An 18905-nucleotide genomic window follows, 5' to 3' on the forward strand; every position below is an offset into this window, starting at 1 on the left:
CGGGCTTTGCTGTGCGCGAACGACGCATGCCGTCTTGGGGGCGCTCATGACCCCAGCAGCGCGGCCGGTGCGCTGCCGATGGATGATTCGATGCCGCCGGACAGCGCGGCCATCTCGTCCATCGACAACACGCGGTCGACATCGAGCAGGATCACGAAGCGGCTGTTGACCTTGGCCATGCCGGCGATGAAATCGGTGCGGATGCGCGTGCCGAAGGCCGGCGCCGGCTCGATGTCGCTGCTGGCGATGTCCAGCACCGCGCTCACGGCGTCGACCACCACGCCGAGCACCCGGGTCTCGCCGTCGCCGAGTTGCAGCTCGACGATGACGATGCAGGTGCGCCGCGTGATGTGGCTGGGCGTGCCGCCGAAGCGGCTGGCCAGATCGATCACCGGCACCACCGCGCCGCGCAGGTTGATCACGCCGCGGATGAAGCCGGGCATCATCGGCACCGCCGTCAATTGCCCATACTCGATGATCTCCTTGATGTGCAGGATGCCGATCGCAAACATCTCGGCACCGAGCGTGAAGGTCAGGTATTGGCTGGGTTCGTGGACCGCGGCCACGGCCGCGGCGCTGGGCTGCTGCAGGTTGACCATGGCGTTGCTTGTCATCTCGGCGCTCCTTCAAAAACGCACGAATTCGCCGGCGGCCCTGGGGGCCAGCGCGACCTTGGCCAAGTGCACGTTGCCGCGCGGCATGGCGGCCCTGGGGGTGGGGGGCGCGCTCATCGCCGCGGCGCCTTCGAGCTTGAAGAAGGCCATCAGTTGCTGCAACTGCTCGGCCTGGCTGCTCATCTCTTCGGCCGTCGCGGCGAGCTCTTCCGAGGCCGAGGCGTTCTGCTGCGTGGCCTGGCTCAGGTTGCTCATCGCGCTGTTGATCTGACTCACACCACTGGCCTGCTCCTGCGAGGCCGCGGCAATCTCCTGGACCAGTTCGGAGGTCTTCTGGATGTTGGGCACCATGGCGTCCAGCAGCTTGCCGGCGGTCTCCGCCTTGTCGACGCTGCCCGAGGCCAGTTCGCTGATCTCCTGTGCCGCCACCTGGCTGCGCTCGGCCAGCTTGCGCACCTCCGCCGCCACCACCGCAAAGCCCTTCCCGTGCTCGCCGGCACGTGCTGCCTCGATCGCCGCGTTCAGTGCCAGCAGGTTGGTCTGGTAGGCGATGTCGTCGATGATGCCGATCTTGCCGGCGATGCTCTTCATCGCACCCACGGTCTGCTTCACCGCTTCGCCGCCTTCGCCGGCCTCCTTGGCGGCCTTGCTGGCCATGCCGTCGGTGACCTTGGCGTTTTCGGTGTTCTGCGAGATCGACGCGCTCATCTGCTCGACCGACGCCGAAGTCTGCTCGACGCCGGCCGCCTGCTCGCTGGCGCCCTGGCTCAGGCTCTGCGCGGTGGCGCTCACCTCTTCCGAGGCCGACGACAGCGAGTCCGCCGCGCCGCGCACTTCGCCCATGATCTGCGCCAGCTTCGAACACATGCCGGCGATGGCGGCCAGCATGCTGCTGGTGTCGCCCGGCCTGACCACGATCTGCACGCTCAGGTCGCCCGCGGCGACCTGGCCGACCACCCCCGCCGCGTAGCCCGGCTCGCCGCCGAGCTGGCGCAGCAGGCCGCGCGTGATCAACCAGCCCACGAGCACCGACGCCAGCACGGCCGCCGCGCTCATGGCCAGCATCGTCACGCGGGCACTCGCGTAGCGCTCGGCAGAGGCCTTGGCATCGGCATCCATCAGTTCGCCCTGGAAGCGGGACAGCTCCTGCAGCGCCGTCATGTACGCGCGATTGGTCGGGACGAAGTTCTTCAGCAAGAACTCATGCGCGCGCGGCTTGTCGGTCTTCACCAGCGCATAGAGTGCTTCGGTCCTGGAGGCCAGCTCGCCGCGCTTGCTCATGGCCGCCGCGAGCAACTCTCGGCCCTTGGGCGCAACGACCAGTTTGTCGAGCTTCTGCAGCAGCTCGTTGTTCTCGGTCGTCAGGGTCTGGATCTTTTGCCGGACGCCGTCAGCCTCGCTGTCGGCGACCAGGATCAGGTCGCGCATCCTCAGGCCCTGGTCCAGCGCGTTGCGCACGACGCTGTCGAGCAGCTTCACCTTGACGTAGCGATCCTCAAGGATCAGCGTCGTGCTGTCATGCATCGACGACATGCCGCTGAACGACATGCCCACGATGGCCAGCAGCAGCATCACGACGATGCCGAAGCCCAGCGCCAGTTTCGTACCCACGCGCATCTGTTGTCTCATGTCGATACCCTTGCCTTTTGTTGTCGAGCGAAGCACGGTGCCTGCCCTCGGAGTCAAAAACGGACGAATTCACCACCCGTCGCCTCAGTCGGGGCGGTAGCCTTGAGCGGTGGCACACGCCTGCGCGGCGCGGCGGCCTTGGGCACCGTGCGGCTGCTGCCGCCACGGCCACCGGCGGCTTGGCCGTCGAGCGTGAAGAAGGCCATCAGCTGTTGCAGCTGTTCGGCCTGGCTGCTCATTTCCTCGGCCGTCGCGGCCAGCTCTTCGGAGGCGCTGGCGCTCTGCTGCGTGGCCTGACTCAGGTTGTTCATCGCACTGTTGATCTGGCCCACGCCGCTGGCCTGTTCCTGCGAGGCGGCGGTGATCTCCTGCACCAGTTCGGAGGTCTTCTGGATGCTGGGCACCATGGCGTCCAGCAGCGTGCCGGCACGTTCGGCCATATCGACTGAGCTTCCGGCCAGTTCGCTGATCTCCTGCGCCGCCACCTGGCTGCGTTCGGCCAGCTTGCGCACCTCAGCGGCGACCACCGCGAAACCCTTGCCGTGTTCGCCGGCTCGTGCGGCCTCGATCGCCGCGTTCAGGGCCAGCAGGTTGGTCTGGTAGGCGATGTCGTCGACGATGCCGATCTTGCCGGCGATGCTCTTCATCGCCGCCACGGTCTGTTTGACCGCGGCACCTCCTTCGCCGGCCTCCTTGGCCGACTTGGTGGCCATGCCGTCGGTGACCTTGGCGTTGTCGGTGTTCTGCGCTATCGACGCACTCATCTGCTCCACCGAGGCCGAGGTCTGTTCAACCCCGGCGGCCTGCTCGCTGGCGCCCTGGCTGAGGTTTTGCGCGGTGGCGCTGACTTCTTCGGAAGCGGATGACAGCGCGTCCGCGGCACTTCGCACCTCGTTCATGATCTGGGCCAGCTTCTCGCGCATGCCGGCGATTGCCGCCAGCATGCTGCGCGTGTCGCCCGGCTTGACAGCCACCTGCAAGCTCAGGTCGCCGCCAGCCACCCGGGCCACCACGTCGGCCGCGTAGGCGGGTTCGCCGCCGAGTTGGCCGAGCAGATTGCGCGTGATGAAGAAACCCAGGCCGCCCACCGCCAGCACCGTGCCGACGGCCACCAGCAGCGCGATCAGCGTGGCCGCGGCCTTGACCGCCACGGCCTCTTCGGCGGCCTTCCTGCCCAGGTCTTCGTTGTACTTGCGGTGTGCCTGAAAGGCATCCCAGACCTTGCCGGCCACCGCCAGGTTGGCCATCAGCAGGTCGCGGGCCTCGGCATTCTTGTTCTGGCGGGACAGGCCCAGTGCCTTGTCCCGCAGCCCGTCGTAATCAGCCAGTGCGGCACGATCGGCCGCGAGCAGCGCCTTGTCCTTGTCGTCGCTCAACAGGCCTTCATATTTCTTCAAGGCGTCGTCGATGGCCCGGCGGTTGTCTGTCATCGACTTCTCGATCTCCGACATCCTGGCGTCTTCGCTCTGAGCCAGGTGCTGCCAGACCTGGGCGCGCAGCACCGCCATCGGCGCGAAGGCTTCATCGATCACGAGGATGCTGGGCACGGTGTTGACGTTGGCGTAGTTGGCCGTTTCGTACACCCGCGCCATCTGGTATTGCGCGACGCCGGCGAGCAGCAGGATGCCCAGCAGGGCGAACAGGACCAGCAGCGCCATCTTCTTGGCGATCGTCATGTCGGCTCCCTAGTGTGAGACCCGTGCCGGGTCGTGTGAAACGCGTTCCACACCGGCCGCCGGCGTGCCCGACCGCGGTGTGCGGGCGGGGGCCCCCGGGCGGGCGCGCTGCGCGCCATCCAGCAGCCCCGGCACATCGAGCACCAGGGCCACTTCGCCCGAACCGAGAATGGTCGAGCCGGTCAGCCCGCGCACCGCGGCAAACAGCTCGCCCAGCGGCTTGATCACCGCCTGGAACTCGCCCTTGAGTTCGTCGACGACCAGGCCTGCCTTGCGGCCCTGGGCCTTGACGACGACGACGTTCTGGCGCCGGCCCGCCTGGCCCTGCAGCGCGAAGTGTTCGCGCAGCCGCAGCAGCGGCAGCACCTCGCCGCGCAGGTCGAAGTAGTCCTGCCCCGGCGCCAGCGCCGTGCTCAGTTCCACGCACTCCAGCACCATGTCCAGCGGCACCACCTGGTGCACGCCGGCCACACGCATCAAGAAGCCGTCGATGATGGCCAAAGTGAGCGGCAGGCGGATGCGGATGGTCGAGCCCAGGCCGGCGGCGCTGTCGATCTCGACGGTCCCGCGCAGCGCCTCGATGCCGCGTTTGACCACGTCCATGCCGACACCGCGGCCGGACAGGTTGCTGATCTGCGACGCGGTCGAAAAGCCCGGCTCGAAGATCAGGTTCCAGACCTCGGCATCGGCGAGTTGGGCATCGGCGTCGACCAGGCCGCGCTCCACGGCCTTGGCCAGGATGCGCTCGCGGTTCAGGCCGGCGCCGTCGTCGCGCACCTCGACGACGATGTGCCCGGCCTCGTGGCAGGCGCTCAACTCGATGGTCGCGCGCGCCGGCTTGCCGGCGGCGGCGCGCACTTCGCCGCTCTCGATGCCGTGATCCATCGCGTTGCGCACCAGGTGGGTCAGCGGGTCGCCCAGGCGCTCGACCACCGACTTGTCCAACTCGGTGTCGGCACCGGTGATCACCAGCTCGATGTCCTTGCCCAGCTCCTTGGAGATGTCGCGCACGACGCGGCGGAAGCGGTTGAAGGTGTCGCCGATCTCCACCATGCGCAGGCGCATCGCGCCGTCGCGCACCTCTTCGATCAGGCGCGACATCGACGACATCGCCTCCTGCATCGCGCCGTCCTTGTTGCGCTGGGCGAGCAGGCCCACGCCGGCGCCGGCGATCACCAGTTCGCCCACCTGGTTGATCAGCATGTCCAGCTTGTCGGCATGCACGCGGATGAACATCGCCTCCTGCGATTGGCGGGCGCGCGCGTCGTTCTGCTTGTTCAGCGCGGCGTTGACGACTTCGGGCCGCACCACGTGTTCGTCGACCAGCACCTGGCCCAAGGGCGGGCGCAGCGCGCCGCGCTGCTGCTCCTGCAAGGCCTCGTCGATTTCACGCTGCGTCACCGCGCCGCAGGCGGCCAGCAACTCGCCCAGGCGCAGCTTGTCCTCGGGCAGCTCGTGGATCAGGCGCACGTAGTCCTGCACGCGGCTGCCGGGCGGCAGGATGCGCAGCTGGCAATCGTCGCGCACGAACTCGAAGGCCGCCTCGATCGCCTGCTTGTCGCAGTCGCTGCGGTACTGGATCTCGAAGCCGAGGTGGCAGCACTCGGGGTCGAGTTCGTCCAGCGGCGGCAGCCATTCGTGCAGTGTCGCGATGTGCACCACCTGACCGAAGGTGCCGAGATAACGGATGAACGACGCGGGGTCCAGGCCATGGCGCAGCACGTCGGTGTCGAAGCGCAGCGAGATGTGCCAGCACTCGTTCTCCGGCGCCTCGGCGTCGCGCGGCAGCGCTTCGGCCTCGGTCTGCGTGGTCGGCAGAGTGGTGAGCGCGGCACCCGTCGTTGCTTCGGCCTTGCCGTGCCGCGCCAGCAGCCGGGCCAGCAGCGCCTGGCCGTGCTGGCGAGCGCTGTCGGTGAGCGCGTCGCCACTTTCGGCGTGCCGCACCAGCAGCTCGATGTGATCGCGGCAATGCAACAGCAGCTCGCACAGCGCTTCGTCGATGGCCAGCCGGCCGTCGCGCGCCAGGTCGAGCACGCTCTCGGCCTCGTGCGTGAAGGCGACGATGTCGTTCAGGCCGAACAGGCCGGCCGAGCCCTTGATGGTGTGGGCGGCGCGGAACACCGCGTTGATCGCATCGGCATCGTCGGGTGCTTCCTCCAGGCGCAGCAGCGCGTCTTCCATGTCGTGCAGCAGCGCGCGGCTTTCGGCGAAGAAGGTGATCAGCGCTTCATGCATGTTCATGCGGCAACTCCTGCGGAGGTGGCGGGCAGCACCAGCGGATCACCGAACCAGCTGGCCAGGTCGTACAGCTCGATCAACTCCAGCGCCGGCGCGCTGTGGCCGACCAGGCGCAGCGTCTTGCCGGCTGTGCCGGCCGCGCGCTTGGCGGCGATCAGCAGCTGCAGGCCGGCGGTGTCGATCGCGCTGACGCCGGCGAGGTCGATGTCGAGTTCGGCGGCGGCGTCCAGCGCTTGCAGCAGCGCCGCCTTGGCCGGCGCACTGTCGACGATGCACAACTCGCCTTCCAGGCGCAGGCAGTGCAGCGCGCCGCGTTGTTCGAGGGTCGCGTTCATCGCGGCGCCGCTCAGGGCAGGACCAGCTTGGCCACCGCGCCCAGCAGCTGGTCGGGGTTGAAGGGCTTGACGACCCAGGCCTTGGCGCCGGCGGCCCGGCCTTCTTGCTTCTTGGCGTCGCCGGCCTCGGTGGTGAGCATGATCACCGGCGTGAACTTGTAGGCTGGCATCTCCTTCATCTGCTTGAGCAGGCCAATGCCGTCCAGCCGCGGCATGTTGACGTCGCTGATCACCAGATGCAGCTTGCGTCCGTCGAGCTTGGTCAGCGCTTCCTTGCCGTCGGCGGCGTCGATCACGTCGTAGCCGGCCTGCTTGAGCGTGATGCTCACCACCTGGCGCACGCTGGCCGAGTCGTCGACGATCAGAATGGTCTTTGCCATGGGAACTCCGTTCGTTTGTCTTGTTAGAAGAAAGTGACTTCGGCGCTCGGCTCGCTCGTCTTGCCGGCCGGTGCGCCGCGCCCATGCAACTGCTGCTGCTCGGGCGTGGTGTAGGTGCTGCGCAGGGCCTCCAGCCAGGCTGGCACGTCAAGCGCGTGCACTGTTTCGCCGGCGGCCAGCGCCTGGGCGGCCACGGCCAGTGCGGCATGCAGCCGCTCGGTGTCGTCGATGACATGGCGCAGGATCTGGCTGGTGCGGTCCTGGAACTGCAGTTCGACCAGCACCTGGCTGATCTCGGTGTTCAGGGTTTCGCCTTCGCGCTGCATCAGCGCGGCGCTTTCGCTCAAGGCACCGGTGACACGTTCGAACGCGCCCAGCACCTGGCCGATGGCCTGCTCGGAGTGGCCGACCATCTGGGCGTCGTGGGCCACATAGCCTTGCACGGCCTGGAAGATCGCGCGCATCGCCTCATCGACCGACTCGACGCGCTCGGCGATCTGGCGGCCAGTGGCGGCCGAGCGGTTGGACAGCACCCGCACCTCCTGTGCGACGACGGCAAAACCGCGGCCGGCCTCGCCCGCGCGCGCCGCTTCAATGGCGGCGTTGATGGCCAGCAAGTTGGTCTGGTGCGCGATGGCGGCCACGTCGCTGGCCATGTCCTTCAGCTCGTGGCTGACGCCGGTCAGCTGTTCGATCGTTCCCAGCACGCCGTTCTTGCTGCCGGCAGCCTGTTTGAGCTCGGTGACCAGGCCGCTCAGCGCATCACGGCTGGAGCCCAGCGCCAGCACCACGCTCTGGTTGCCCGCACCCCGGCGGGACAGATCGACCGTGGACGACAGGCGGCCGCAGATACCCGAGAACCGCTCCGACAGGCCGACGATGGCGGCCTCGGTCTGCGAACGCGAGCTTTCCAGATGCGCTGCCCAGACCGGCAGGACCTCGGTGCACAAGGCGTCCAGGCCGGGAACGCCGGGCGCGGCGCTGGTGCGCGCCACCGCAGCCCGCTCGCGACGCCAAACCAGGAACAGTGCCAACGCCGCCAGCCCAAGACCCAGCCAGGGCAGAACTGCGTGCACGCGGGCCTCGCCCAGCAACCAGCCGGCGAGCAGCGCGCACACCGGCGCGAGGCCCGCGGCCCAGGGCTGCCTGCGCAAGGTGTCAAGGATGGAATCAGAAGATTGCATACCCGTAACATCGTCGCTAGCGGGTACTTACAAAATCAGAAGTGATTGCAAATGACTTCAGATTCGCCTGATTCGCGGGGTCAGGCTTCCCCTACCTCGCACCTGGCCGGCCCTGCGGGCACGCGGGGCGGGAGCGATGCGCTCAGGGCGTCTCGAGGCCGTCCGCCAGTTCGAGAATGATCGCCCGCACCGCCTGTGCCGGCTCCGACAGCGGCAGCCGGTCGGAGGTGCACAGGGCCAGCGGCACTTCAATCGCTGGCGACACGATGCGACAGATGCGTGCCTGAATCGACTCGGCCACCGCACGCGCGGCCGAGGCCGGCAGCACGGTGGCCGCAACGCCACTCGCGACCGCGGCGGACAAAGTGGCCGCCGACTCGATCTCGGCGACGACGCGGGGCACCATCTGCAGGCTGGCGAAGGCTTCGTCGACATACTGGCGCAGGTAGTTGTGCGCGCGGGGCAACAGCAGCTCGACATGGCGCAGGTCGGCCAGCGCCACCGGCTGCGGGTCGCCCATGTCCCCGGCCGGTGTCACCAGCACCAGTTCTTCGGTCAGCAGCGGCTCGAAGCTCAGGCCCTGCACGATGCTGCGGCCACCGTAGAGCACGGCCATGTCCATGCGGCCGTTGCCGACCTGCTCGCACAGCGTGGTGCCGAGGTTCTCGTTGAGGTACAGCACGACATCCGGGTGGCGCCCGCGCACGGCCTTCAACAAGGGCAAGGCCAGCGCCGATGCCGCCGTGCCGGGCGCCAGGCCCACCGACACCTGGCCCGATAACGCACGCCCTGAATTGCGCACATCGGCTTGCGCCTGTTCGAACTGCTTGAGCATCAGCTGGGCGTGGCGGTACAGCACACGCCCGGCTTCGGTCGGCGTGACGCCGCGCTTGGTGCGCAGCAGCAGTTGCTGGCGGAATTCACTCTCCAGCGTGGCGATCTGCTGGCTCAAGGCCGGTTGGGCGATGTGCAGGATCTCGGCGGCCTGGGTCAGGCTGCCGACATCGACGATCTTGACGAAATACTTCAGGCGCCGGAGGTTCATTCAGCGGTACATGTTGGGCAGGGGTTCTCGGCGATGCTGAAGCAAGCGGCACACCAGCGTCAATCGGCGCAACCCTCGCGATGCGCCCGGGGGACAATCGCGGCCATGGCGCTGAACTTCAAGATCCTGCGCAGTTTTGTGACAGCGGTCGAGACGACCAGCCTGTCGGCCGCCGCAAACGCGCTGAAGGTGGCGCAACCGGCCTTGAGCCAGCAGATCGCGGTGCTGGAAAGCCACTTCGCACAGAAGCTGCTATTGCGCTCGAACACCGGCGTGGTGCCCACGGCGGCCGGCCGGGAACTCTACCGTCATGCGAAGCTGATGCTGGACCAGCTCGAGCGCGCCGAGCGCGACGTCGCGCGCCATGCCGGGACTGTGTCGGGCACGGTATCCGTGGGCTTGGCGACCTACAGCACGACCTCGATTCTCTCGACGCCCTTGCTGAAGGCCGTGCGCGAAAACCACCCCGGCATCCGCCTGTTCATCAACGACAACTTCGGCTTGGTGCTGAGCGAGATGGTGATGACCGGCCGCATGGACATGGCCATCATCTACGCGCCCAGCCAGCTGGCCGGCGTGCAGCTGGAACCGATGCTGGTGGAAGAGCTGTTCTTCATCGCGCCGCCGGGCACCGTGTTGCCGGCTGGTTGCGAAGCGACGATTCCCTTGGCGGTGCTGGCCGGCATGGAACTGCTGCTGCCGGGGCGCACGCACTACCTGCGCCGCCTGATCGAGAGCGCGTTCGCGAGCGCGCAGTTGCAGCCCCGCGTGACCGCCGAGATCGAATCGGCGGCCACGCTGCGCGAGGCCATCGAGGCCGGGCTCGGCGCGACGATCCTGCCCTGGGCCTTGGCCAGCACCTTCGCCGGACCGGCGCTGCCAGTGATCCGCCGCGTTATCGAACCCAGCATCGAGACCACGGTGTCGCTGTGTGTCTCGGCGCAGCAGACGATGAGCGAGCCGGCGCTGATCGTGCGCGACATTCTCGGCGCGCTGGTGCACGAACTGGTCGAGACCGGTCGATGCGTCGGGGTTCGTGCGCCGGCGGGCGCAGCAGCGGCCTAGCCCGGGTCCCGGGTCGGTCCGGGGAAGAACATGTTGGTCGCCTGCTGATAGGCCTTGTACTCCGGTCGCTTTTGCACCGAGAAGTGCTCCGCGGGCCTGGCGCCGGTGTAGTGCACCAGCGTCGTGTACATGATGCGCGACACGTAGAGGATGCCGATGCCCAGCAGCGCCCACGCTGCCAGCGGACTGCGGCCGTGATGATCCAGCCAGGCGGGAATGGCCGCGACGACGAGCGCGTTCCAGACCATCCATTCGGCGAAGTAGTTGGGATGCCGGCTGTAGCGCCACAAGCCGACGTTGCAGACCCGGCGCGTCTGGTTCTGTCGCTTCATCTCGCGCAGGAACGCCAGCTTCTGCGCGTCCGCCAGGCTCTCCGTCGCGAAAGCGGCCAGCCACAGCAGCAGCCCCGCGACTTCGAGCGCATGAACCTGCTCGCTCCGGTTGGTGGCGATGACGAAGGCAGGGAAGGCCAGGAAGGAGATGTTGGCAAAGCCCTGCACCAGCGCCTCCACCTGGATCATCAGCCGGACCTTGGTGATGCCTTTGCGTTCCCAGCGCAGGTGTTGGTACTGGTAGCGCGGGAACTCCGTTTTGAAGTGCCCTGCGTGCCACATCCTCAGCGCCGCCAGGCCCATGCGCAGGCCCATGAACAGGTAGACCAGGCCGATGATCAGCCGGCGCCAGCCCACGCCCTGGGCGAAGCTCAGGGCCACCAGGCCGATGAGCGCCAAGCCCAGCGGCCAGCCGATGTCCACATAGGACAGCCGGCCCGTCCGCCAGGCCGGGATGCAGACCACCAGCGTGAACAGCAGCAGCTGTCCCACGCCGTTGATCCAGCCGAGCCGGGCCATGTCGGGCAGGAAGAAGTACAGGAGGGAGGCACCGACGAACGGCAGCAGCGGGGCGATGAAGACCATGGGCGGGCGGATGCGGAATGGGGATGGACTGTCAGGAGCGATCAGCCCGCCTGACGTGATGCGCTGATGGCCACCGGCGTGCCGTTGAATGCGGCATTGCCGGTGAGCGGGTCGACGCGCCCGCCGTCGGTCAGGCTGTTGATGCTCACGCCGGGATGCCCGGCGGCCGTGCGCATGCCGATGTCGGGGCGATGGTGTCCCCAGCCTTGCGGGATGCTGACCACGCCGGGGAGCATGTCGTCATCGATCTCGACCTCGATGTCCAGCTGCCCGGTTCGGGAGCGCACGGTGACGACTTGTCCGGCACTGACGCCGAGGCGGCTCGCGTCCGACGGGTGCAGTTGCGCGGTGATCGGGCCCGCGCCCTTGAGCAAGCGCCGCGAGTTGTGCGTCCAGGTGTTGTGGTTCCACACCAGGCGCCGGCCGATCAGCCTGAAGGGGTAGTTCTCGCACTCGCCCGCATCGGCACGGAGCGCTGCGCTCAGGCGCGGCAGGTCGTTCAGGAACAGGCCGGGTGCAAGCCGGATGTGCCCATTGAGGGTTCTGACGCGTTCGTGCGCACACGGCCTGAGCGGACCGAGATCGAGGCCGTGCGGGTGCTCCGACAGCATCGCCAGGCTCAGGCCCTGGTCCTTGTAGGGGCCGGATCGCAGCCCGGCGTCGAGCAGCATCTCGGGGGTGGTGCCATCGTCGGCCGCACCGGTCAGGCAGGCGATCAGGCCTTTGAGGATCTGCCAGTCGTGGCGCTGCTTGCCCTTCGCCTGGAACAGCGGCGGCGAGTACTTCGCGGGGTTGCGCACCGCGAAGCTGTTGAAGAACACATCGAACTGGGCGATTTCGAGCCCGGTCGTGGCCGGCAGGATGATGTCCGCGTGCCGGGTGGTCTCGTTCAGGTAGATGTCCACCGAGACCATGAAGTCCAGCTGCGCGAAGGCGGTGTCGAGGCGGTCGCCGTTCGGCGCGGACAGCACCGGGTTGCCGGCGATCGTGAACATGGCCCGGATCTGCCCGGCACCTTCGGTCAGGATCTCATCGGCCAGGGTGGCGACCGGAAACTCGCCGCTGAAGTACGGCAGCTGACGCACACGCGACCGTGCCGGCGGGCGCGCGTCCGGGTCGTTGCGTTGGACCCGAGCGAGCAGATCGAAGGCGGGTTGCGGAAACATCGCGCCGCCTTCGCGGTCGAAATTGCCGGTCACGACGTTCAGCACGACCGTCAGCCACTGGCACAGCCCGCCGAAGGACTGCGTCGAGGCGCCCATGCGGCTGTAGCACACGGCCGACGGTGCGGCTGCGAACTCGCGCGCCAGGCGGCGGATGCGGTCCGCGGGAATGCCCACCGCGGCGCAGACGCGCTCCGGCGTGAAGTCAGCACTGGCGGTCGCGATGTGTTCGTAGCCGTCGACCCTGCCCTCGAGGTGGCCGAGGTCCACCCGGCCTTCCTCGATCACGGTGCGGATCAGCGCGAACAGCAGCAAGGCATCGGCCTCGGGGCGGATGGCGAGGTGCTCGCTGGCGATCTTGGCCGTTTCGGTGCGGCGCGGATCGATCACCACGACCTTGCCACCGCGCTTTTGTAGGGCCTTGAGGCGTCCGGCCATGCCCGCGCCGCTCATCATGCTGCCGTTGGAGACGACGGGATTGCCCCCGATGATCAGCATGAAGTCCGTGCGGTCGATGTCGGGCACGGAGATCGCCATGCTCGCGCCGAACATGTAGTTCGCGGCGACGTGGTGCGGCAGTTGATCGGCCGACGCCGAGCTGTAGCGGTTCCTGCTGCCCAGTGCCTTCTGGAACCGCGGCAGGAAGAGGGCGTTGCCCAGGTTGTGCGCGTTCGGGTTGCCCAGGTAGACGCCCACGCTGTCCGCCCCGCGCTGCTGCTGGATGGCACGCACCCGCTGCCCGATTTCCGCGTAGGCCTCGTCCCAGCTGATCTCGTGCCAGCCGCTTCCCGTTTTGCGCAGCGGCGTGCGGATGCGGTCCGGATCCGCGTGGAAGTCCTGCAGCGCCACGGCCTTGGGGCAGATGTGGCCGCGGCTGAACGGATCCTTCTTGTCCGGCTTGATCGACAGGATGGCGCCGGCCTGGTGGCTGATCTCGAGGCCGCATAGGGCCTCGCAGATGTTGCAGGTTCTGAAATGGGTCTGGACTTCGGACATGTTTGGCGTCAACGGTGGTAAGGCGGCCGAAGGTCGCGCCATGGCTGTCGGCATGGGGCGGCAGCGCGCTGCCACAATGAAAATCGGCGCTGCCGACGGCCACTCTCGAGTGATTCCGGACGGGAAGAACGAAGGATCGACCCCTGTGACCAAGCATAGAGAAGTTAGGCAGAAGCGGCGCTCGGATTTGGTGGCCGGGGTTGCCGCACAGGACAGCGCCCCCGCGCAGCCGCACAAACGACCGCGGCAGCGGCGCTCCCGGTTCACGATCTTGGTGATCTACGACGCATTTGTTCGGATTTGGTCTCGAGACGGTCCGGCGGCGGCGACGATGCGCAACGTGGCGCTCGAGTCGGGTTTCGCCATCGGCACCTTGTACGAATACTTTCCCAACGTCGACGCGCTGCTCTCAGGCTATGCCCGCCACCTTGCCGACACGGCGCTGGCACGATTGGACGCTGAACTCGCGCGCACTGAGGGCAACTGGAGGGAGCGGCTGCACCGCTTCATAGGCGCGTGCTGCGACTTCCAGGCGGACGGCTACTGCGACGATCAGATGCTGCAATTGGAGTCATCGCTGGCGCGACGCGGTGACTACACCCGCTTCTTTGCGAGGCTGGAGCGACGCTGGGTTGCGCTGGTCGAGAATTGGGAGGGGCCGCGTCCCGAGCGTGACCAGGTGGCCGCCCTCGCACTCGCTGTATGGGGGGCGCGATATTTCCGTCAGCGCTCGGGGGATATTCGAACGCTGGACGGGTGGGTCGATCAACTGTGCAGGCAGTGCGAATCGGCCTTGCGAAAGTCCTAGCGCCTGATCAGCGCAGCACCGTCAACTGCCTCATGGTGCTCACGCCATCGACCACGAACGGGTCGGCGTGGTAGTACAGCAGCTGCGCCCCCTGTGCCACCAGGTGCGCCGCGTCCTGCTTGACGACCAGCGTGCCAGCCGCCTTGCCGGCGGCACGGATGCGCTGCAGTGTCTTGTCGACGAGATCCAGCACCTCCTGCGCACGCTTGCCGCTGGCCGGCACGCTGGGTGAATAGCCCATCGATTGCGACAGGTCGCCGGGGCCGACGAAGAACACATCGATGCCTTCGACGGCCAGGATTGCATCCAGGTTGGCCACCGCCTCGACTGATTCGACCATGCCGATCAGCAGCTTGTTCGCATGCTCGTCCGGCACGGCGTAGCGGAAATGCTGCACCACCTGGCGCGCAATCTCGGCGGTGTGGATCAAGGGCACCATCAAGCCGTCGGCGCCGGCGTTGAGGCAGCGTGTGATCGTCGAGCGCTCCTGGTTCTGCGGGCGCACGATGCCGAAGCCGCCGGCGTAGCGCGCGGCCTTGGCCATGTGGTGGATGTCTTCGAAACTGGCGAGGCCGTGCTCGCAGTCGATGAACACCGCATCGGCGCCGGAGCGCACGAGCTTCTCGCACAGGGTCGGTGACACATGGTTCGGATTGACCATCAGCACCGGGGTGCCGCTGGCGATGCGTTCTTTCAGGGTCTTGCTCATGGGGATCTCTGGGGTTGTCAGGACGAAGGCCGGCCGGGCCAGTCTTGTGGCGCCCCCATCCAGCGGCTGATCTCGGTGTCCGGCCCCTGGTCGCGGGCGAAGGTCGGGCTGATCACCAATTGCTCGATGGTGGTGCGAGGCGGCAGCGAACAGACCAGCAGGATCGCGCGGGCCACGTCGTCGGGGTCGACCATGCGCTCACGTTCGGCGGCAGTCGGCGGGCGAACGCGGGTGTCCATGATCGGCGTATTGACCTCGCCGGGCAGGATGGTCGTGGAGCGGATGTTCTGGTTGCGGAATGTGGCGTGCAGAAACGTCATCAGGTTGCTCACCGCCGCTTTGGCCGCGCCGTACGGCGCACCGCCCAGCAGGCCCGGACGCACTGCGGCCAGCGAGGACACCGTCACCACCGTGCCGCCGCCCTTGGCGAGCATGCCGGGCAGCACGGCCTGGATCAGCGTGTAGACGGCGTTCAGGTTCACCGCGATCGTCGCGTCCCAATCCTCCAGCTCAACCCAGAGGATGTTGCGCACGCGGCTCGATGCGCCCGCGTTATTGATCAGGATGTCGATCGCACCGAGATCGGCCTCGATCCCCTTCACCAGGGCCTGCAAAGCTTCTCGCTGCTGCAGGTCGGCGCTGCGGGCCCAGGCCTCGCCGCCTGCCGCGTGGATCTCGGCCACAACCTCGTCGAGCGGCTGTTGCCGGCGGCCGGTCACGACCACACGCGCCCCTTCGCCCGCCAGGCGCAGCGCGGTCGAGCGGCCGATGCCCGATCCGCCGCCGGTGATGAGGGCCAGCTGCCCCTGCAAGGCGTTCCCGAGCGGGGCACGCTCGGCTTCGGTTGGCTTCGGGGCGCTCATACGCCGGTCCACCCGTAGGCGCTGCGTGCATGCGCTGCACTGACCAGGCCTTCGCGCAGGTCACTCTCGACCAGCTCGCGCGGACGTTCGAGCGCATGGCCCCAACCACCGCCACCCGGCAGTTCGAGCTGCAGCCGGTCGCCCGGCTGCAATGTCAGCTTGCCCTTGGGGAACACGGCCTCGCCGTTCAGCCGGACCGCGCCAGGTCTGCCGTCACCGCCACCCACGACGCCGAAGCACGGGTGCTTGACACGTTCGGTCGACAGGTAAACGTTCATCGGCCGGTCCGACAGGTTGCGCAGCACGCCGCGCTGGCCCAGGCCGCCGCGGTATTTGCCGGCACCGCCGGAATCGGGAATCAGCGCCTTGCATTCGGTCAGCACCGGCACCGCCAGTTCGTACATCTCGATCGGCGTGACCTTGCAGTTCGACGGGAAGCTCAAGGTGTCCAGGCCATCCATCGTCGAACGCCCGCCCTGGCCGCCATGGAAGTTCTGCGCACTGCCATAGGCCTTGCCGTCGGCCGTGTGGCCCTGGCAGTTGATGCCCCAGATCGGCGCACCGCCGCTGTCGCCCTTCACGCGGTCCGGCACCACGCCCTGCAAGGCGCGGAAGATCAGGCTCGGGATCACGTGGCCGACGAGATTGCGTGCCGCGCCGGCCGCGTGCGGATGCGGGTTGAGGATGCTGCCCAGCGGCGCTTCATCGGTGATCGGCAGCATGCAGCCTTCGTTGTTCGGCGTCTCCGGGTCGAGCAGACATTTCAGTGCGTACACCGTGTGCGCAACGCGGTAGTGCGGCACCACGTTGATGCCGCGCGCCACCTCGGGCGAGGTGCCGGCATAGTCGACGTGGATCGAGTCCTTGCGCACCTGCACATCGACGCAGAGCTTGACGTCGCTCTCGAAGCCGTCGATCGTGACTTCGGCCTTGTAGCTGCCTTGCGGCCAGGCAGCGATGGCCTTGCGCATGTGGGCTTCCGAGCGGCCGTGGATCGCGGCGCCCAGGCCTGCGACATCGTCCAGGCCATATTCGTCCATGAAGCGTGTCAGTTCGCGGCTCATCACCTCGTTTGCAGCCACCATGCTCTGGATGTCGCCGCGTACTTCGTTGGGCAGGCGCACGCTGGCTTCGATGACGGCGAAGACGTCCACATTCGGCTTGCCGGCCTTGTAGAGCTTGAGCATCGGGATGCGGATGCCCTCCTCGAACATGTCGGTCGAGTCGGGCGACTGCGGGCGGCCGCCGATGTCGGGCAGGTGCGCAATGCTGCCGGCGTAGGCCACGATCCTGCCATTGCGGAAGATAGGCGTCAGCATCACCATGTCCGGCAGGTGGCCGGTGCCGATCACCGGGTCGTTGGTCGCGATGACGTCGCCGGGTTCCAGCGTCTCGGGCGGGAAGGCCGGCAGGAAATGGTTCTGTGCCGCCATCGGCAGCGAGGTGATGAACACCGGGATCGACCAGGTGCATTGCGACAGCGCCCGGCCCTGGGCGTCGAGCACGACAGTGACGTAGTCGTGGTTCTCGCGCACGATGGGGCTGAAGGCCGTGCGGCCGAGTGCGCTGTCAGCCTGGTCGGCAATGAAGACCAGGCGGTCCCACATCACCTGCAGCGTGATCGGGTCGTTGTAGTCGGGGTGCTTCAGACTCATGATTCGTTTCTCACTCAATCCAGCAGCATGATCAGGTTGAATTGCGCATCGAGCGCGGCGCTGGCATTCGGGCCAACGACCACCGTGGACTCGCGTTGCTCGATGATGGCCGGGCCTTGCACGGCCACGCCGGGCGCCAGTGCATAGTGGTCATACACCGCTGTGTCCACATAAGCACCGGACTCGGCAAAGTACACCGGCCGGCTGCCCTTGCGTGGATTGCGCACGGCCTTGGCTTCGCCGCGCATGCTGCTGACGGACACAGACCCCTTCGGCCCGCTGGCGCGGATGCGCCAGGTGATGACCTCGGCGTCGGTGCCGGACACATTGCGCCCATAAAGCTTGATGTACGCGTCATGAAATCGCACCAGCAGTTCATCCAGGAACGCTGTCGTGGCCGGGTCGCCGTCGGGCAGCGCCACCGAGATCTCATGGCCTTGGCCGACATGGCGCATGTCGACGGTGTAGGAGCACCGGATGTCCTGCGCGGGCACACCGCTGGCCAGCACGACCTCGCGGCCCTGTGCCGCCAGTGATGCCAGAACGCCCTTCACCACGCCTGCGTCCCATTGCGGCACAGCAATCGGATGGCTGGTCGACAGGTCGGCCGCCACTGGTGCACCCAGCAGCCCGATCGCCGACGTAACGCCCGCACCCAGCGGCGCAATGAGCTTCTTGATGCCGAGCTTGCGCGCCACGCCATACGCATGCACGGGCCCCGCACCGCCGAACGCGATCAGCGGCAGCGCGCGCGGATCGACGCCGCTGTCGGTGGCCTGCATCGCAGCGGCCTCGGCCATGCTTTCGTTGACCATGTCGTGGATGCCGAAGGCACAACGTTCGATGCTGATGCCCAACTGGTCCGCCAGGCGTGCCATCGCCTTCTGCGCCGCGGCGCGGTCGAGCGCGAAGTCGCCGCCGAGGAAGGACTTCTCGTCCAGGTAACCCAGCAGCAGGTCGGCATCGGTGACCGTCGGCTCGGTGCCGCCGCGGCCATAGCAGGCCGGGCCGGGCGCCGCGGCGGCGCTGCGCGGGCCCACCTGCAGCGTGCCGAGCTTGGTGCGCGACGCAATGCTGCCGCCGCCGGCGCCGATCTCGATCATGTGAATCGACTGGATCTTCAGCGGGAAGCCACTGCCCTTGCGAAAGCGTTCATGCCGCGCCACTTCCAGCTCGTTGGCGATCTGCGGCTGGCCATCGGGAATCAGGCACAGCTTGGCGGTGGTGCCACCCATGTCGAAGGACAGCACGCTCTGTTCGCCGGCGATGCGGGCGTAATCGGCCGCGGCGACGGCACCCGCAGCGGGCCCCGATTCAATCAGCCGCACGGGCGTGCGTGCCGCGCTGCTGCTGGGCACGACGCCGCCGCTGGACGTCATCCACAGCAGCTGGCTCTTCACGCCGCGCTGGCCCAGTTCACGTTCCAGGTGGTCCACGTGCTGCACCATCATCGGCCGCGTGTAGGCATTGGCGACCGTGGTGGAGGCGCGGTCGTATTCGCGCACCTCGGGGCAGACGCTGGACGACAGCGAGACCGAGACACCGGGCGCGTACTCGGCCAGCAGTTCGCCAATGCGTTGTTCGTGCTGCGGGTACTTGTAGGCATGCAGCAGGCAGACCGCCACCGA

Annotated in this window: 16 protein-coding genes; 2 read left to right on the forward strand and 14 right to left on the reverse strand. The window is 67.6% G+C overall.

Annotation, left to right across the window (positions count from 1 at the left end; all coding sequences use genetic code 11):
- Positions 1-44: 44 nt before the first annotated feature.
- The 8 genes from VLK61_RS05395 to nac form a co-directional block, all read right to left on the reverse strand.
- Entirely contained in the window at positions 45-614 is a 570-nt protein-coding gene (locus tag VLK61_RS05395) for a chemotaxis protein CheW (RefSeq protein WP_325419054.1), read from the reverse strand.
- Positions 615-626: 12 nt separating this feature from the next.
- A complete protein-coding gene (locus VLK61_RS05400; protein ID WP_325419055.1) occupies positions 627-2243 on the reverse strand; it encodes a methyl-accepting chemotaxis protein in 1617 nt (538 codons plus the stop codon).
- A gap of 53 nt (positions 2244-2296) precedes the next feature.
- Complete coding sequence (locus tag VLK61_RS05405; RefSeq protein ID WP_325419056.1) at positions 2297-3919, reverse strand: methyl-accepting chemotaxis protein; 1623 nt, start codon at positions 3917-3919, stop codon at positions 2297-2299.
- 9 nt (positions 3920-3928) lie between these two features.
- Positions 3929-6160, reverse strand: coding sequence for a chemotaxis protein CheA (locus VLK61_RS05410; RefSeq protein WP_325419057.1), 2232 nt, complete (start codon positions 6158-6160; stop codon positions 3929-3931).
- The gene (locus tag VLK61_RS05415; protein WP_325419058.1) at positions 6157-6492 is read right to left on the reverse strand and encodes an STAS domain-containing protein; all 336 of its coding nucleotides are present in this window, start codon (positions 6490-6492) and stop codon (positions 6157-6159) included. The genes VLK61_RS05410 and VLK61_RS05415 overlap by 4 nt, the downstream gene beginning before the upstream one ends.
- An 11-nt stretch (positions 6493-6503) precedes the next feature.
- Positions 6504-6872 (reverse strand): response regulator, encoded by a 369-nt coding sequence (locus VLK61_RS05420; protein WP_325419060.1) that lies wholly within the window; start codon positions 6870-6872, stop codon positions 6504-6506.
- Positions 6873-6895: 23 nt separating this feature from the next.
- Complete coding sequence (locus tag VLK61_RS05425; protein ID WP_325419062.1) at positions 6896-8026, reverse strand: methyl-accepting chemotaxis protein; 1131 nt, start codon at positions 8024-8026, stop codon at positions 6896-6898.
- A 172-nt stretch (positions 8027-8198) separates the two neighbouring features.
- Positions 8199-9101, reverse strand: coding sequence for a nitrogen assimilation transcriptional regulator NAC (gene nac, locus VLK61_RS05430; protein WP_325419063.1), 903 nt, complete (start codon positions 9099-9101; stop codon positions 8199-8201).
- 105 nt (positions 9102-9206) lie between these two features.
- Here nac and VLK61_RS05435 point away from each other — a divergent pair, with 105 nt between their 5' ends.
- Positions 9207-10166 carry a LysR substrate-binding domain-containing protein gene (locus VLK61_RS05435; RefSeq protein ID WP_325419064.1) on the forward strand — a complete coding sequence of 320 codons (960 nt, stop codon included), beginning with the start codon at positions 9207-9209 and terminating at the stop codon, positions 10164-10166.
- Here the strand turns inward: VLK61_RS05435 and VLK61_RS05440 are convergent.
- Both VLK61_RS05440 and VLK61_RS05445 read right to left on the reverse strand, forming a co-directional pair.
- Entirely contained in the window at positions 10163-11083 is a 921-nt protein-coding gene (locus VLK61_RS05440) for a DUF1295 domain-containing protein (RefSeq protein WP_325419065.1), read from the reverse strand. The two genes, VLK61_RS05435 and VLK61_RS05440, sit on opposite strands and share 4 nt — an antisense overlap.
- 41 nt (positions 11084-11124) lie before the next feature.
- Positions 11125-13242 carry a molybdopterin-dependent oxidoreductase gene (locus VLK61_RS05445; RefSeq protein WP_414636773.1) on the reverse strand — a complete coding sequence of 706 codons (2118 nt, stop codon included), beginning with the start codon at positions 13240-13242 and terminating at the stop codon, positions 11125-11127.
- On the opposite strand from VLK61_RS05445, the gene VLK61_RS05450 reads away from it, so the two are divergent.
- Positions 13136-14050, forward strand: coding sequence for a TetR/AcrR family transcriptional regulator (locus VLK61_RS05450; RefSeq protein WP_325419067.1), 915 nt, complete (start codon positions 13136-13138; stop codon positions 14048-14050). The two genes, VLK61_RS05445 and VLK61_RS05450, sit on opposite strands and share 107 nt — an antisense overlap.
- 7 nt (positions 14051-14057) lie before the next feature.
- Here the strand turns inward: VLK61_RS05450 and VLK61_RS05455 are convergent, their stop codons facing one another.
- From VLK61_RS05455 to VLK61_RS05470, 4 genes are all read right to left on the reverse strand, one after another.
- On the reverse strand, positions 14058-14759 hold the full coding sequence (locus tag VLK61_RS05455) for an HpcH/HpaI aldolase family protein (RefSeq protein WP_325419068.1): 702 nt from the start codon (positions 14757-14759) through the stop codon (positions 14058-14060).
- Positions 14760-14776: 17 nt separating this feature from the next.
- Positions 14777-15622, reverse strand: coding sequence for an SDR family oxidoreductase (locus VLK61_RS05460; protein WP_325419069.1), 846 nt, complete (start codon positions 15620-15622; stop codon positions 14777-14779).
- A complete protein-coding gene (locus tag VLK61_RS05465) occupies positions 15619-17277 on the reverse strand; it encodes a hydantoinase B/oxoprolinase family protein (protein WP_325419070.1) in 1659 nt (552 codons plus the stop codon). The genes VLK61_RS05460 and VLK61_RS05465 overlap by 4 nt, the downstream gene beginning before the upstream one ends.
- Positions 17278-17291: 14 nt before the next feature.
- Positions 17292-18905 (reverse strand): hydantoinase/oxoprolinase family protein (locus tag VLK61_RS05470; RefSeq protein WP_325419071.1); only part of this gene is annotated, 1614 nt, incomplete at its 5' end.

Origin of the sequence: Aquabacterium sp., from assembly GCF_035476535.1 — a bacterium.
Taxonomy (GTDB): domain Bacteria; phylum Pseudomonadota; class Gammaproteobacteria; order Burkholderiales; family Burkholderiaceae_C; genus Pseudaquabacterium.

Excerpts from the sequence above, each read along its gene's own strand:
- VLK61_RS05395 (WP_325419054.1), bottom strand. The coding sequence starts at position 614 with ATGACAAGCAACGCCATGGTCAACCTGCAGCAGCCCAGCGCCGCGGCC.
- VLK61_RS05400 (WP_325419055.1), bottom strand. The coding sequence starts at position 2,243 with ATGAGACAACAGATGCGCGTGGGTACGAAACTGGCGCTGGGCTTCGGC.
- VLK61_RS05405 (WP_325419056.1), bottom strand. The coding sequence starts at position 3,919 with ATGACGATCGCCAAGAAGATGGCGCTGCTGGTCCTGTTCGCCCTGCTG.
- VLK61_RS05410 (WP_325419057.1), bottom strand. The coding sequence starts at position 6,160 with ATGAACATGCATGAAGCGCTGATCACCTTCTTCGCCGAAAGCCGCGCG.
- VLK61_RS05415 (WP_325419058.1), bottom strand. The coding sequence starts at position 6,492 with ATGAACGCGACCCTCGAACAACGCGGCGCGCTGCACTGCCTGCGCCTG.
- VLK61_RS05420 (WP_325419060.1), bottom strand. The coding sequence starts at position 6,872 with ATGGCAAAGACCATTCTGATCGTCGACGACTCGGCCAGCGTGCGCCAG.
- nac (WP_325419063.1), bottom strand. The coding sequence starts at position 9,101 with ATGAACCTCCGGCGCCTGAAGTATTTCGTCAAGATCGTCGATGTCGGC.
- VLK61_RS05435 (WP_325419064.1), top strand. The coding sequence starts at position 9,207 with ATGGCGCTGAACTTCAAGATCCTGCGCAGTTTTGTGACAGCGGTCGAG.
- VLK61_RS05440 (WP_325419065.1), bottom strand. The coding sequence starts at position 11,083 with ATGGTCTTCATCGCCCCGCTGCTGCCGTTCGTCGGTGCCTCCCTCCTG.
- VLK61_RS05445 (WP_414636773.1), bottom strand. The coding sequence starts at position 13,242 with ATGTCCGAAGTCCAGACCCATTTCAGAACCTGCAACATCTGCGAGGCC.
- VLK61_RS05455 (WP_325419068.1), bottom strand. The coding sequence starts at position 14,759 with ATGAGCAAGACCCTGAAAGAACGCATCGCCAGCGGCACCCCGGTGCTG.
- VLK61_RS05460 (WP_325419069.1), bottom strand. The coding sequence starts at position 15,622 with ATGAGCGCCCCGAAGCCAACCGAAGCCGAGCGTGCCCCGCTCGGGAAC.
- VLK61_RS05465 (WP_325419070.1), bottom strand. The coding sequence starts at position 17,277 with ATGAGTCTGAAGCACCCCGACTACAACGACCCGATCACGCTGCAGGTG.